At 45.2% G+C, this 15,235-nt stretch carries 10 protein-coding genes; 5 read left to right on the top strand and 5 right to left on the bottom strand.

Annotation, left to right across the window (positions count from 1 at the left end; all coding sequences use genetic code 11):
- The first annotated feature begins 159 nt into the window (after positions 1–159).
- The gene (locus AC0J20_RS13840) at positions 160–1,791 is read left to right on the top strand and encodes a methyl-accepting chemotaxis protein (RefSeq protein WP_473022109.1); all 1,632 of its coding nucleotides are present in this window, start codon (positions 160–162) and stop codon (positions 1,789–1,791) included.
- 114 nt (positions 1,792–1,905) lie between these two features.
- Here the strand turns inward: AC0J20_RS13840 and AC0J20_RS13835 are convergent, their stop codons facing one another.
- From AC0J20_RS13835 to AC0J20_RS13820, 4 genes are all read right to left on the bottom strand, one after another.
- Positions 1,906–4,989: an efflux RND transporter permease subunit gene (locus AC0J20_RS13835; protein ID WP_473022108.1), complete on the bottom strand. Its 3,084-nt coding sequence runs from the start codon at positions 4,987–4,989 to the stop codon at positions 1,906–1,908.
- A 9-nt stretch (positions 4,990–4,998) separates the two neighbouring features.
- Positions 4,999–6,102 carry an efflux RND transporter periplasmic adaptor subunit gene (locus AC0J20_RS13830; protein WP_473022107.1) on the bottom strand — a complete coding sequence of 368 codons (1,104 nt, stop codon included), beginning with the start codon at positions 6,100–6,102 and terminating at the stop codon, positions 4,999–5,001.
- 143 nt (positions 6,103–6,245) lie between these two features.
- On the bottom strand, positions 6,246–7,880 hold the full coding sequence (locus AC0J20_RS13825) for a methyl-accepting chemotaxis protein (protein WP_473022106.1): 1,635 nt from the start codon (positions 7,878–7,880) through the stop codon (positions 6,246–6,248).
- A 215-nt stretch (positions 7,881–8,095) separates the two neighbouring features.
- Positions 8,096–8,635: a carboxymuconolactone decarboxylase family protein gene (locus AC0J20_RS13820; protein ID WP_473022105.1), complete on the bottom strand. Its 540-nt coding sequence runs from the start codon at positions 8,633–8,635 to the stop codon at positions 8,096–8,098.
- 104 nt (positions 8,636–8,739) lie between these two features.
- Between AC0J20_RS13820 and AC0J20_RS13815 the strand changes: the two genes are divergently transcribed.
- The 4 genes from AC0J20_RS13815 to sohB all read left to right on the top strand — a co-directional run bounded on the left by AC0J20_RS13815 (position 8,740) and on the right by sohB (position 13,800).
- Entirely contained in the window at positions 8,740–9,336 is a 597-nt protein-coding gene (locus AC0J20_RS13815; RefSeq protein ID WP_473022104.1) for a TetR/AcrR family transcriptional regulator, read from the top strand.
- Between the two features lie 28 nt (positions 9,337–9,364).
- A complete protein-coding gene (locus tag AC0J20_RS13810) occupies positions 9,365–9,859 on the top strand; it encodes a SixA phosphatase family protein (RefSeq protein ID WP_473022103.1) in 495 nt (164 codons plus the stop codon).
- A gap of 161 nt (positions 9,860–10,020) precedes the next feature.
- Positions 10,021–12,624: a zinc-dependent metalloprotease gene (locus AC0J20_RS13805; protein WP_473022150.1), complete on the top strand. Its 2,604-nt coding sequence runs from the start codon at positions 10,021–10,023 to the stop codon at positions 12,622–12,624.
- 150 nt (positions 12,625–12,774) lie between these two features.
- Positions 12,775–13,800, top strand: coding sequence for a protease SohB (gene sohB, locus AC0J20_RS13800; RefSeq protein ID WP_473022102.1), 1,026 nt, complete (start codon positions 12,775–12,777; stop codon positions 13,798–13,800).
- 60 nt (positions 13,801–13,860) lie between these two features.
- Here the strand turns inward: sohB and AC0J20_RS13795 are convergent, their stop codons facing one another.
- Entirely contained in the window at positions 13,861–15,213 is a 1,353-nt protein-coding gene (locus AC0J20_RS13795) for a dicarboxylate/amino acid:cation symporter (protein WP_229527442.1), read from the bottom strand.
- Between the last annotated feature and the right edge of the window lie 22 nt (positions 15,214–15,235).

Genomic DNA, 15,235 nt, shown 5'->3' with positions numbered 1-15,235 from the left:
AATACACTCATCAGGAAAACTGCTCTGACAATAAAATGACAGCGTTGTCAAATTGGGCTATAACTTATTTACAGTTAAATATTGTGAATATAATTAGTCAACAGTAACGGTTTTTTGTACGTTATTTGCGTGCTGATGATATTTGTTTGGAGCGCCACTATGTTTGCAAAAATCACCCTAAAATCCAAAGTACTGTTGCTGGTTATTGTGATCACTGCATCTATGTCCAGTATCGCGTTATTGGGATTACACGCGTTAAAAATCGCCAGTGAGCAAGATAATATTGCTCGCATTGAGCAGTTATTTAAAAGCACTTATTCTGCGATTGTTCAATTAGAGCGGCTTACTGTATCCGGAAAGCTACAGGAGACACAGGCCAAGATGATTGCCGCGTCAATATTACAGGAAAACAAATATCACGACTCGGAATATGTGTATGTCGTTGATGAAAGCCTGGATTTTATTGCCGCGCCGCACGACCCGCAACTGGTGGGAACCAGTTTCAACGACTTTAAAGATGCCAAAGGCAACAGCATTGGTGCTTTAGTGGAGCGGGTAGCGATGCGGGGTAACGGCCAGATGGTTAATTATGACTGGACTTCTAAACGCGATGGTGAAGTGGTGGAACTTACCTCTGTAGTGCAACGCACTCCGGGTTGGGGCTGGTATGTGGGCACTGGTATTAGTTTCAAAGAAGTGGATGAGCGATATTGGTCGATTGCCCGTTGGTTAGTGGGGTTGTCTACGCTTATTGCCATAGGAATCGCGTTTTATCTCTATTATTTTGGCACCCGCTTACAACAAGACCTTGGTGCCGAGATTAAACAGGTAGTGTCCACGGTCAGTCGTGTATCCAAGGGAGATTTGAAAGACGACAGCTTTGATTTCGATTTTCGTCCGGACAGTATAATGGGATCGATTACTTACATGCGTAAAGCGCTGACCGATGTTGTCACTAACATCAACGGTGTATCCCGGGTATTGAAAGAGCAGGTAAAAGATTCAGAAGAGCAGTCATTGCACCTGGATAAGTTGACCGGCTCGCTGAACAGTGAAACTGAAACGGTAGCCAGATCAATAGAAGAGATTGCCACAACCGCACAAAAAGTAAACGAAGACGTGGCCAGTACAGCGGTGGCAATTAATGCGGCAAAACAAAAAGGTGATGAAGCCAGCGAACTCACACAGGAATCCACAACGACCATCACAGAACTGGAACGACAAATTGAAAAAGCCGGTGAGAGTATTCACGTACTGGGTGAGGAAGTACAAGGGATTGAAGGGGTGCTGCATGTTATACAAGGTGTTGCAGAGCAAACCAATCTACTGGCACTTAATGCTGCAATAGAGGCAGCCAGGGCCGGTGAACAAGGGCGAGGTTTTGCTGTTGTGGCTGATGAAGTCAGGAATCTGGCAAAACGCACCTCGGAAAGCACTCAGGAAATTCACAATATGATTGAGCGTTTACAAAAAGTAGCCAGAGACGCGATCGAATCAGTAGAAACCAGCATTAAAACCAGTGAGCACAGTGTTTCTTGTTCTTCTCAGGTCAGAGAAGCACTGGATGAAATGTTTACGCTTATTGAAGACAGTGCGCAAAAAAGCCAAAATATCGCCGTGGCCTCACAGCAGCAATTGCAATTAGCGGAACTGGCCAACCTGCGTATCAGTGATATTTCCAAAATGAGTCGTGACACCGCACAGGTATCACGTAGTGCCCATGACAAAGCGGATTTAATCAGGCAGTCGTCAGAAGAGTTGCAGTCAGAAATGAAGAAATTCCAGATTTAACAGAGACGGTTTCGCGACTAAAATAGGTCTGTTTGGAACAGAATATATTCTGCATAGTTCAACAGACCCTGACTGTATGGCGGGAATGTCACCAGACATTCCCGAAAACATTTCTTATTCCGGCTTTGCGACGGCGGTGATGCGATAAAATACCGCATAGAGGACGGGAACTACGCCCAGGGTCAGCAGTGTGCCCACCGCTAAGCCGAAAGCAATAACCACAGCCATGCCGTAAAACAACGGATCTTTAAACACTATCAGGGGCAGCAATCCCATCACAGTGGTGATGGTGGTCATCGTTATTGGACGAAGCCGGGTAATGCAGGCATCGACAATAGCATCAAAATCTGGTTTTCCTTCCTGCCGTTCGATGTCAATTCTGTCTATCAGCACGATGGCATTATTGATAATAATCCCCGCCAGGCTGTAGATCCCCAGCGTTACCATAAAACCACTGGGGGCATTCATCACCAGTAGTCCGATAACGGTACCGATAACAGACAACGGGATGGTGAGGAGAATAATCCCGGCGCGTCGGAACGAGTTAAACTGCAGTACCAATAGAATAACAATGATGGCCATCGCCAGTGGCATGTTGGCACTGAGTGCTTCTGCAGCACCGGCAGATTCCACAATAACTCCGTCGTATTCGATATAGTGGTTTAAGGGGAGATCGGCAGCCAGTGCTTGAATATCAGCATCTATCAGCGCCTTTAGATCCTCTGCAGACATCATCAGGTTGCGTCCTTCAACACTTACCGTGCGAAATAAATTCTCGCGTTGAATCTTTGAATACTGATATACAGGCCCGAAGTCAGCCACCTGAAACAAGGGGACGGCCTGTCCTAACTTACTGGAGTAGATGGACACAGTGCGCAGCCTGTCGAGATTAAAGCGCTCGCTTTCATTCGCGCGAAACATCACCGGAATAATATCTTCATTTTCGCGGTATTCAGTCACTAATGAACCGGAAAAAAAGCCCTGTAGCTCATTGGCGATGTCTTCTGAAGTAATGCCGGCACGTCTAGCCCTATGTTGATCAACCTGCACCTGAACCTTAACAATCAGGTTTTCCCAGTCCTGACGAATATCCACGGTATCAGGTATTGATTGCAACAGGGCCATGACTTCCTGAGCCTTGCTGTAAATAATGTCTTTGTCCGGGCCTTTCACCTGAATTTTGATGGTGTTGGAATCGGAAGGACCAAGAAACATTTTTTCCACTCGGGCGAAAACATCGGGAAAATTTTCGATAAAACCTTTGTGCAAACGTTGTTGCATGGCATCCACTGTCTCTGCATCTGTCAAATTGATAACAATAAATCCTTTGTTATCAGCGGGATCGATAGGGTTGAGTGACAGCACAAAGCGTGGCCCGCCAAACCCAACATAACCGGTGAAACGCTCAATTTCCGGAAATTGTTCTTTGTCGTTCAACCAGGCAAAAATGTCCTGCATTTGCTTGTTAGTTGTGCGGGACGAGGTACCGTTGGCCATTTCAATATTCACGGTAAGTTGATTGCGATCAGAGTCGGGGAAAAACTGTTTTGAAACAAAGTTAAAACTCAAAAGGCTGAGTATAAACAGGCCCAACATTATGCCGCCAAATACGCCCCTGTGCGCTAATATCCAATGCAGGAAATCGCGATAATGCTGCTGAATGTTGCCCAACATAGTGCTCGCTGGAAGGGCACTGTTGTTGTCCGAATTGCTTGCGGTGTCGTCTACTTTAATGAAGTAATAACACAGGACCGGAGTCACACACAGTGCCAGTAGCCAACTGCTCAACAAAGTAATTAATATCACCAATGAAATTGAGCGGGTATATTCACCGGCCGCGTGTTCAGCCATCATCAGAGGAATGAAGAATAAAATGGTGGTCAGCGAGGAGCTAAGTAGCGGCATCGCTAACTCTTTGCCTCCCTGAATCATAGCCTGCTTTCGCGCAACACCTGTTTCAAGTCGCCGTTTGAAATCTTCAGCTACGACAATACCGTTGTCTACCAAAAGCCCCAGCGCAATAATCAGGGTAGCCAGACTCATGCGTTCCAGCAGCATGCCGCTGAATTGCATAATAGCCAGCGTGACCAGCATTACGAAGGGAATGATCGAGCCGACGATCAACCCTGTTCGTTTACCGAGAAAGAATATCACCACCAGCAAGACAATTATCAAGGTTTGCAACACACTGACTGAGACATTGGATACGGTTTTGTCCACCTGGTCTGCTTGCCAGGTAGCCACTTCAATGTTGTAACCAATAGGCAGTGTATTGAGGATACTGTCCAGAGTGCTTTTTAGCCGTGGCGCATATTCTAATATGTTGTAGTTGCTGGCCATATTGATAGCAAACATAATTGCTGGCTTGCCATTGAAGTAAGCGGGTTGATACACAGGATCGCGATAATCTCTTTTAATGGTGACAATATCTTTCAATGCGATGGTTTCTTCATTGCCCGGAATAGAGATATGGGTGTTACTGATATCCTCTATTGAATTGAAGTTTCCGGTAGGTTCTACCACAAAGGCTTTGCTGCCAGTATCAATCTGTCCTCCGGGCATGATTATATTTTGCTTTGATAATTCCGCGCTCAATGTGTAGGGAGAAATGCCCAATTGCGATAATTTGGCCCCTGAGGCTTCCAAAAATATTCGTTCTTCCTGCGTGCCCGAAATGTCCACTTTTTCTGTACCGGGTACCGAATACAACATATCGCGGATATGGGTGCTGATGTCTGCCATTTCTGCCGGCGAAAAGCCATCTGAAGTAAGGGCGAGGGTGGCTACAGCCACGTCACCATAAGAATCGTTAACAAACGGAGTTTGGGTGCCGGATGGCAGATTTGCCTGAGCTTGTTTTACCTTGTTGCGCAGATCCTGCCAGATAAGTTCCAGATCAAAATAACGGTCGTATACTTCAACGTGAATTGTGGAAAGTCCTGTTGAAGAAGTAGAGCGAATCTTTTCCACTTCCGGTATTTTGCGAATTTCTTCTTCGAGTTTTTTAGTAATCAACTGCTCGACACGTTCTGGCGACATTCCCTCAAATCGGGTGCTGACCACTGCTGTTCTGATGGTTATGGTCGGATCTTCTTTGGCTGGCAAGGTAAAATAGGCGAATAGGCCGTTGATCAGCAAAAGTACCAAAATCATCAATACCGGCTTGCGATACTGAAAAGCTATCTCAGTTAAGTTCATGTTCACCTCTTAGTTATACTGCTGAACATGCTTATCGAGCAATTTGACTGTTTGTCCATCCTGTAGGTAGTTGACCCCGGCTGTGGCAACAATTTCGCCCGGCTCAAGGCCCGTACTTACCAATATCTGATTGTCGTAAATGTTCTCTGTTTGCACTAAGCGTTTGCTGACTGTTTGACTGGTTGGGTCAAACACAAATATATAACTTGTCTGACCCTGAGCAGGCATGATGGCGGCAATGGGCAGCCTGAAAATGTCACCAGAATAGCCGGTCCGTCCCGCACCCTGAAACGAGAAATCCACTTCAGCTGTCATACCTGCTCTGAGTTCTTTAGGTGGCGAGAGCACAAAAACATTGACCGGAAAGGCATTCGCTGATTCGGCTCGGGAACCTAATTCGGTAATTGTTCCCGTGTTGCTCATGCCTGGTAATGCCGGAAAGCTCACGGCGACATCAACTTCTTTGTTCAGCCGGGAAATTATGGTTTCTGGTACCATTACTTTTACTTCCAGGCCGTCTGTTCCTTCAATTTCGAAAATTGCCTGACCGGGTGATATCTGCATGGACGGTTCCGCCAGTCTTTTAGTCACCGTGCCATCATAGGGAGCTTCCAATTCGGTATCTGCCAGATCTTTTCTGGCGATATCCAGTTGCGCCTGTGCAATATTGACGGCTGATTCTGCAGACTCAAAGGCTGCTTTGACATTGTCAAACCCCGACGCCGACACCAGTCCTTTTGCGATAAGCTCTTTGTAGCGCGTAAATTCGTTCTGTGCTTCACTTAACGAAGATTTGGCCTGTTGTAAGTTTGCTTCTGCAGATTGCAGCGACAACCGATAGGTGCGCTGGTCCAGTCTCGCAATAATCTGACCCTTTTGAATCCTGTCCCCTAAATCAACATCGATGGTTTTGATTTTGCCGCCAACTTCAAAACTTAAATTGGTAGCCTCTACCGGTTGAATGGTACCCGACAATCTGCGAATTTGTTTGAAAGATGACGGTTCAGCCTGCACCCAGGTGATGGGGCGAATTGCAGGCTCGGGCGGGGGTTTAACTTCGCTGCAGGAAATCAGACTGAAAAACAGCGAGAGGGAGAGTGTCTTGGCTTTCATGGTACTTCCGTTTAATGTGGAATGAGTAAATTATAGGGCGAATTAGACGCGGATGTTAGCATTTAGCACCGTACCTCGCTGCAGGTTTTACTTTTATTTAGAAAACCTGACAAATCTTTACAATCACACTCTGGCGTAAAGGGTTACGCCTGGTTGGTTTTAAATATCTGAATTTGACTCTGTAGTTCGCTGGCCAGCTTGGCCAATTCCTGACTGGCTACTGCACTGTGATTGGCGTTTTCAGCCACCATCCCGGTACTGATAGTGAATTCATTGATATTTTCACTGATTTCATTGGCAACCGCAGTTTGCTCTTCTGTGGCTACCGAGACCTGTGCATTGATATCAGAAATTTCCATCACTGCAGTGACAATCTCCTGCAAAACATTAGATGAATCTTTGGCGTGCTCCACACTTTGACTGGCTTTGTCCTGCGCTGTAGACATTGATTCTACCGCTTCTTTGGCAGACATCTGTAGTTTGCTAATCATATCGTTGATCTTAGTCGTAGACTCCTGAGTGTTGTGAGCCAACTGGCGTACTTCGTCGGCAACTACGGCAAATCCTCTGCCTGATTCACCGGCCCGGGCAGCTTCAATTGCCGCATTTAGGGCCAGTAAATTTGTTTGCTCAGCGATGCCCTGGATCATCAACACCACCTGATTAATTTCATTGGTTTGCTGATTTAATAAGGTGATTTTTTGTGCGTTTTCATTCACGACATTCGACAATTCGTTAATGCCTTTTATATTGTCCTGTATCTTCTCAATGCCAATGGCAGCGTTACCATTGGCGTCATTGGCTTTTACCGAGGAGCTATTGGCATTATTGGCCACTTCCTGAATGGCCGTACTCATTTCTGTGATTGCTGTGGCAATCATGGTGGTTTGCTGCTCTTGCTCAGTGGCTGTGGCTGCAACCTGAGTACTGATACTGCTCATTTCTTCCGCAGAAGAAGACAAGGTATAGGTTGCTTTAGAGACGTTTCTGACCAGGTTTTCAAGGCGCTCTAACATTTTGTTAAAACCGGCGGCGGTTTCTGCAATTTCATCACCGCCGTCATCAATGGCTCGCAGTCTTAAATCGGCAGTGTCTGCAATATTAATAATGGTGTCTCTGAGCGCTCGCAATGCAAATTGAATACTGCGGTAAACAAGCCATGCCAGCACGATCATTCCTATGATTAATGCAAATAACGTTATGTAGAGCAGTGTTTCCGTGGTTTCAAATTCAGCATCTGACTCAGCTTTGAATTTACTGGCTTCATTCAGTTGTAAATCAATCAGGTCATTAAAACTGGCACTTAAAGGATCAAATACGGAATAGAGCTCTTTAACAAAATTATCTCCCTGCAATGGATTGTTGGCCGAGGTCTGAATATTTCGCTCGTAGGATTCAATCAATCGAACGACATTTTGCAACTCTCTGGCAGACACTTCAGTGAGCTTTTTTTCTTCACTGGTCAATTTTGTTTGCAGGTATTTTTGCCAGTTTTCATCGGCGGTTTTTCTAAATTGTTTTATATCGCTAAGTAGTTTGTTTTTATCGATTAAACCTGCGCGATATTTGTGGTAATGATCGACAATATTTACCGCGTAATTATCCGAAACTACTTTTATTTGTTTTAGTGGAACTATGCGATCATCATAAAGACTGTCGATGCCGCGAATCAGTGTTTCCATGATACCGATCATAAACAAGCTCATGAATACAAAAGCGAATAAGGGAATGACACAAAGTGAAAGGAGTTTTGTTTTTACAGTCAGTTGGTTAAGCATAGTGGTGCAAAACGTTATTTCAAATTAGTCTTTTCAGTATTGTATAAAATCTAATTTGTACCAGTATGAACCGTCATATTTTTAAAATTTACGCAGTTGAATATAAAAAGGAAATTACAAACTATTGAATATTTTCCTATTTTTGAGTTGGGATCAGGAACAGAAAAGTTGCAATAACTTTAATATTGCAACTTTGATATATTAAAAATATGGAATTAAATGTACTTTTTAAACGCGTCGTCCACCGGCGTATTGGCGATGTGATTGGTAAAATTGCTCATTACCTTTTGTGCCATGCCTAAAATAATGGCCAACATGTCCTGATTAGAATAACCCGCTTGATAAAAGGCTGCTGTTTGTTCTGCACTTAAATTACCGCGTTGTTCCACCATCGCCAGCGTGGTTACTCGCAAAGTTTCGAGTTTCGCATCTGCCAGTACTTTGCCATTTTTCACGTCGTCGTTTAGCTCGCTGTCAACGCCCATCATTTGCGCCACAAGGCTATGAGCCGGCAAGCAATAATGACAATTATGGGCGCGGTTAATGGTTTGCCAGACGACCGTCAGCTCATCTTTATTCAATGAACTTTGAGTAAACAACCGGTGCAATTGCTGATAGGCCTCTAAGGCTTCTGGTGATTCAGCCATTACGGCATGCAGATTTGGGATCATGCCGAAGTCTTGTTGGCTTTTTTTGAGTAAGGGTTTTGCTGCTTCTGGTGCGCTTTCCAGAGTGTGGAGAGTGAAATCAGTCATCTTTGTTAGTCCTCTGTAATGAATTTACCGTTTAAATTTATTTGAAATTGAACGCTTGTTCAAGGTAAATTTGAACAAATGTTCAAATTTTGTTGGAAACAGATATGACTCGGGCGAATATTGACACTGCCATCGAAAAGGCAACGCAGTTGTTTTGGATGAATGGCTATGGTGCAACAACAATGAGGCAGTTGCAGCATGCCATGGACATGAGGCCGGGCAGTATCTATGGGGCTTTCGGAGACAAAGACACCTTATACCTCAGAACACTTGAGTGCTATAAAAAGCAATGGCTGTTAAAAATGAAGACTACTATGGCCGGGTCTGATACTGCGATTGAAGGTTTAACAAAAACCATTTCGCTGGCTATTTTCACTGACAACAGCGCACCCTCGGATCTCTGTTTTTTGGTTAAAACCGTGAATGAATTAGAAACCCGCCAACCGGATTTAGTAAGCTATGCCAGAAACGCATTGTTGGAAGTGCGTGATGAATTGCAGCAGCAAACAGAGTTGGTATTGGCGGAGCTTGGGAAAAGCCCGGAAGAAATCTCCGCACAGGCTAAAGGTTTGGCAATCATTATTCAGGCGCAAATTATGGGCCTGAAAGCGCAATTAAAGTTGAACAGAGAGCCTGAAGTGATCGCCGCATTAGTCGCCCAGTTTGTGGCATCGATATTCAGACAAACACCATCGCACTAACTGGCATTTAATGGAGTTGGTATAAAGTATGAAAACGCTGATATTGTGTCGACACGCCAAATCCAGTTGGAAATACGCCACCGAGGATTGTTATCGACCACTCAATCAGCGCGGCCTGATGCAGGCACCTGAAATGGCCAGCCACAGTCAGCAGGCACCTGACATGGTGCTTTGTTCTCCCGCTGTCAGGGCCTGGTCAACCGCAGTATGTTACTTTCAGGCACAACGCTGGGATTATCAGTGTTTGCGTATGGAACCGCGATTAATTGAAGCAAGTCGGGACAATCTGGTCGCGATTTTGCGTGAGCTGAGCGATGATATTACACGGCTATACCTGTTTGGCCACAATCCCGGATTTAACGACCTGATTGACTGGCTATGTCCGGGCAAAGGTAAACCGGGTAATCTTGTGACCTCTGGGCGGGTTGAAATTAGTTTAGCCCTGAGTCATTGGCGGTTACTGGCTCCTGACGTCGGTGTGATTCAGGATTGGCGTGTACCGCACAAAAGTACCGACAAATAACCGACAAGGCATAGCGTCCCGTCTTTACCTCGTTAATTCGTAACGAAGCATTTCTAAAAGCAATTCCTCTGTATTTTTGATATAAACTCTGCTGCTTTTGTCATTTAATGGCAATACAACTAATACCCAATAATAAAACGACAGGATGAGATATGAGGAACATTCGAATTACTTTGCTGGCTGCTGCAATATCAGTCGCAATTAATGCTCAGGCCGCAGAAAGCGAACAACACAAACTCTTATTGATGCAGGAAAGTGAAGCCGCTCCCGCAGAATCTGAAAGCGCAGACAAAGAAGCCGCGGAAGAGAAAAAAGAAAAGTCCATGACTGAAAAGCTGGCAGAAAAAGCAGCATTTCCGGGGTTAATGGATGTTTATCGCGATGAAAAAGACGGCTCTGGGTTTGTCGTAATTACTGATGATATGTTAAACAAGCCCATTCTTTACATGGCGCATACAGTCAATGGTGCCCTTGACGCTGGTCACTTTAAAGGGGCCTATCGCGATGGCAAATTGATCGAATTTCGTAAGTACTTTGATCGCATTGATGTCGTTGCGCTAAACCCTCGTTACTACTTTGATCAGAGTAATGCCATCAGTCGTGCGGCAGATGCAAACATCAGCTCGGCAGTACTGGTATCAACAAAAATTGAAATGGACGAGGAGGGCAAGTATGCCGTTCCTCTGGCTGACCTGGTACTCAACGAAAGCATTCACAAGGTATCGCCGTGGCCAAACCCGGCTGCAGATAAAGATTCTAAGCGCTTTAAATTGGGTAAGTTTACCGGTGGTAAATCGCGCATTCTGGAAATTAACAACTTTCCAGAAAATACCGACATGATCGTAGAATATGTTTTTGAGGACGCTAATCCTAAAAATGCCGGTAATAATGAACTTGCCGATCCGCGCTATGTCTCTGTGCAATTGCAACACTCCTTTGTGCAGCTTCCCGATAATGACTTTAAACCACGACGAGACGATCCTCGGGTGGGATATTTCCTGCAACAATTCGATGATATGACCTCAGATCGCACCGCCAATTATCGCGATGTGATTAATCGCTGGGATCTGCAAAAGAAAAAACCAGGCGCAAAAGTTTCTGACCCGGTCAAACCTATCACCTGGTGGATTGAAAATACCACACCACTGGAGTGGCGTGAGACCATTAAAAATGCCACATTGGCCTGGAATTCTGCGTTTGAAAAAGCCGGCATCAGCAATGCCATTGAAGTAAAAGTTCAGCCAGATGATGCTGAATGGAGTGCCGATGACATTCGCTACAATGTGTTGCGCTGGACCAGTTCGCCAAGACCGCCTTTTGGTGGCTATGGACCGAGTATTGCGAACCCTTACACCGGCGAAATTATTGCCGCTGATATCATGTTGGAATACACCTTTATGAAAGGCCGTTGGATTCAGGCTAATTTCCTGAGTGATGGCTATTCAGAAACAGACACAGTGGATATTGAGCAAGAGGGTTTACATTGCTCTTTAGGCCATGCCATGAATGCTAACCTGTTGTTTGGTCAGGCAACGGCGATGGCCCAGGGCATGGGTGATATTGAAAAAGACAAGATGTTAAAGCAAACCATGTATTACCTGATTTTGCACGAAGTCGGACATACGTTGGGGTTGAACCACAATATGCGTGCCACGCAACTGCACGACAACGATGTGGTGCATGACGAAAGTGTTACTCAGGGCATATTAGCGGGTTCAGTGATGGATTATCCGTCGGTAAACTTCGCCCCTCCAGGTAAAGAGCAGGGGGATTTTTACACGGAAAAACCAGGCCCCTATGATGACTGGGTTATTGAATATGGTTATTCCGAAGCACTTGACGATGCTGCTGCGGAAGAAGCTCGATTAACCGAAATTCTCAACCGTTCGACACAGCCGGAACTGGCATTTGGTAACGATGCCGATGATATGCGCGCACCGGGCAGACATATTGATCCCAGAGTTAACATTTTTGATATGTCAGGGGATGTTGTTGCTTACGCCAAAGATCGCTTTGAGCTGATCCGGGATACCTGGGGAAAAATGACTGAGAAAGCGTTAAACCCCGGAGATTCCTATAATGATCTGGTGGTGGGAGTTAATGCTGTTTTCACTGAATTTTCTCGCCAGGCAAATGTCACCTCACGTTACATCGGCGGGGTTTATGTGGATCGTGCTATGGTTGGGCAGGAAGGGGCCACCAAGCCTTTTACTCCAACCCCAGCCGTGACTCAAAAAGCGGCGATGTCTTCACTAAGAGACAATCTGTTTGCACCTAATGCCTTTGATGGTATGCAGCCCCTGTATGACCAGATGCAAAAACAACGACGTGACTTTGAGAACTTCGGCAAAAACGAAGATCCAAAAGTACACGAAATGGTATTGAAAGCGCAACAAGGGGTTCTTGCTCATGTGATGCATAAAAACACCGTTGAGCGCATCGTTGATACCGCGTTATACGGCAACGATTACCCGTTAGAAGTCGTGTTTGCCGATTTAACTGACGCAATCTTTGAGGATGATATGAAAGGTAGTGTCAACAGCTTCCGTCAGAATCTGCAGGTAGCTTATGTCGATCGCCTGCTGAATATCTCAGGTCTTGAGGCCAAGAGTGCCTATCCGCATTTTGCACAGGCAGTAGCGACCTACGAACTTGAGCAGATTGTGGATGAGTTAAACCTCAAACGCGGTGATCAGGCCACAAAGATACATCGCAACTTTTTGATACGTCGTATTAACAGCGCCTTTCACAAAAGCAAAAGTTAAGGCGATTTAAGCTGATACAGGCCGGCTGTCATGCCGGCCTTTTACTATCTGTGGTATGGGTTAAGTAGTAGTTTCTCTGCGAAATTGGTATTAGTATAAACACCCCCATATACGGATAAAACACGCATTCCCAACCAGCAGGAGAGTTAATTGGAATTTTTAAGCGAATACGGCATGTTTTTACTAAAAGCCGTTACTATTGTTATAGCCTTGTTGTTTGCATTCGGCGGACTTGTCTCAATCGCATCAAAGCAAAAACAGGACAAAGGCGAGCTGGATATCAGTTCTATATCCGACAAACTTGAGGAGTTAGAATATAAAGCAAAGGCAACGGTATTCAGCAAAGAGCAGTTTAAAAGCTGGGAAAAAGCGCAGAAAAAACTGAGCAAAGAAAAGGATAAAAAGTCCAAAGAAGGTGAAATTGAGGCGAAGCTTTACGTTTTAGATTTTAACGGCTCAATGGATGCAAAAGAAGTGGACAGTTTGCGTCAGGAAGTTACCGCACTACTGACTGTCGCGGCCGACAGCGATGAAGTGTTAGTCAGGCTTGAATCACCGGGTGGTGCGGTACACGGATACGGTTTGGCTGCGTCGCAACTGGCTCGCATTAAAAACCGTGGCCTTAAGTTAACCATAGCGGTTGATAAAGTGGCGGCCAGTGGCGGTTACCTGATGGCATGTGTTGCAGATAAAATTATCTCGGCGCCGTTTGCTTATATTGGCTCCATTGGCGTTATCGCCCAAATGCCTAACTTTAACAAAGTACTGAAAAACAATAACGTTGAGTGGGAGCAACACACAGCTGGTGAGTTTAAACGCACTCTGACGATGTTTGGTGAAAACACCGATGAAGCCAGAGTTAAATTTAAGGCTGAGTTAGAAGAGATTCATCATTATTTTAAGTCACATATCCAGGAGTTTCGCAGTGTTGTTGATATTGACAAAGTGGCAACAGGTGAACATTGGATAGGTAAAAAAGCGCTTGAGCTGGATTTGGTGGACGAAATTCAGACCTCTGATGACTACCTGCTGGCGCAGGTTAAAGATAAAGAGATCTTCTCGATTAAATATAAACCGCGCAAAAAACTGGCGGACAAACTGGCCGATGCGGCCAGCATGACCATGAAAAATACCCTGACCGAATTGGGGAATTGGCGCCAGTCGGTGTTTCGATAGGTAGCAGCACAGATAAAAAAGCCAGTCGATGACTGGCTTTTTTAATGGGGCGTGGCTGATTTAGTCGTTACCCAGTTTGTGATAAGACTTCATGTCGATTTCTTCGTTGTCATTATCTGCATCGGGGTTATTAAATACCTCTTCGGCCAGTTTGTTTTCTGATTTTGCGACGATACAGGCAACGGTACAATCTCCCGTTACATTGACGGCGGTACGTGTCATATCCAGCAAGCGATCCACACCAATGATCAGCGCTATACCTTCAACGGGCAGTCCAACCTGCTGTAACACCATTGCCAGCATAATCAAACCAACTCCTGGGACACCGGCAGTACCGATTGACGCTAATGTCGCCGTAAGAATAACCATCAGATAGTCTGAGATTGTCAAATCTACGCTAAATACCTGGGCGATAAACACCGTAGCGACCCCTTGCATAATGGCGGTACCATCCATGTTGATGGTAGAACCCAGCGGGATAGTAAAGGAGGAAACAGAGTTGTGTACGCCCAACTTGTTGCGGGCGGTTTCCAGAGTTACCGGCAATGTCGCGCTGCTGCTTGAGGTGGAAAATGCAAACAGGGCGGTTTCACGCATTTTTCTGAGAAGCATAGCGGGGTTCAATCCGGTTAAGGCTTTGAGTAATAGCGGGTACACCACCATGGCGTGAATAGCTAAAACGGCCAGTACCAGGAAAAAGTATTTAAACAGGGCCAATATCGTATCGAAGCCAATGGTGGAGAACAGTTTTGCCATTAAAGCGAATACGCCAATAGGGGCGAGGTTCATCAAAATGGTAACCAGCTTCATGATGACTTCGTTCAGGTCATTCATGATAACAGACAAACGCTCACCCGCTTTACCGGCCATCGACATCGCAATACCAAACAACAGCGCAAAAACAATGATTTGCAACATGTTACCGTCAGCCATTGCACTGATGGGGTTGGTGGGGAACATATTGATGATGACCTGAGGCAGTGACGGGGCATCATTGGCTGTGAAGGTGGTGTCTGCAGAGAGTTCTACGCCGTCACCAGGAGAGACAATCAGCGCCATGCTAATCGCTATGGTAATGGCAATCGCTGTGGTAACAACGTACAAACCAATTGATTTACCGCCCAGTCTGCCCAATTGAGAAGGATCACTGAGATTTGATGTTCCGCAAATCAATGAAACCAATACCAAAGGTACAACCAACATTCTTAAACTGGCGATAAAGATTTGACCAATAATGTTGAAAATACCTTCTACGAAAAATCCATACGTTGAAAATTCCAAGCCAAGTAGGCTAAAGGTAAAATCTCCGCTATCATCAAACAGTAACTGTAAGAAAAACCCGGTCAATATTCCGGCTATCATGCCGATAAAAACTCGGGCAGTGAGGCTATATTTTTTGTTAGTTTGTTCCATAGAATTTGCTTTATTTATTATT

It is taken from the genome of Planctobacterium sp. R6 (assembly GCF_055755215.1).
This window is presented reverse-complemented; position numbering and strand designations above follow the sequence as displayed.

Coding starts and splice junctions, on each gene's coding strand:
- AC0J20_RS13825 (WP_473022106.1), bottom strand. CDS start 7,880: ATGCTTAACCAACTGACTGTAAAAACAAAACTCCTTTCACTTTGTGTC.
- AC0J20_RS13815 (WP_473022104.1), top strand. CDS start 8,740: ATGACTCGGGCGAATATTGACACTGCCATCGAAAAGGCAACGCAGTTG.
- AC0J20_RS13795 (WP_229527442.1), bottom strand. CDS start 15,213: ATGGAACAAACTAACAAAAAATATAGCCTCACTGCCCGAGTTTTTATC.
- AC0J20_RS13840 (WP_473022109.1), top strand. CDS start 160: ATGTTTGCAAAAATCACCCTAAAATCCAAAGTACTGTTGCTGGTTATT.
- AC0J20_RS13820 (WP_473022105.1), bottom strand. CDS start 8,635: ATGACTGATTTCACTCTCCACACTCTGGAAAGCGCACCAGAAGCAGCA.
- AC0J20_RS13830 (WP_473022107.1), bottom strand. CDS start 6,102: ATGAAAGCCAAGACACTCTCCCTCTCGCTGTTTTTCAGTCTGATTTCC.
- AC0J20_RS13810 (WP_473022103.1), top strand. CDS start 9,365: ATGAAAACGCTGATATTGTGTCGACACGCCAAATCCAGTTGGAAATAC.
- AC0J20_RS13835 (WP_473022108.1), bottom strand. CDS start 4,989: ATGAACTTAACTGAGATAGCTTTTCAGTATCGCAAGCCGGTATTGATG.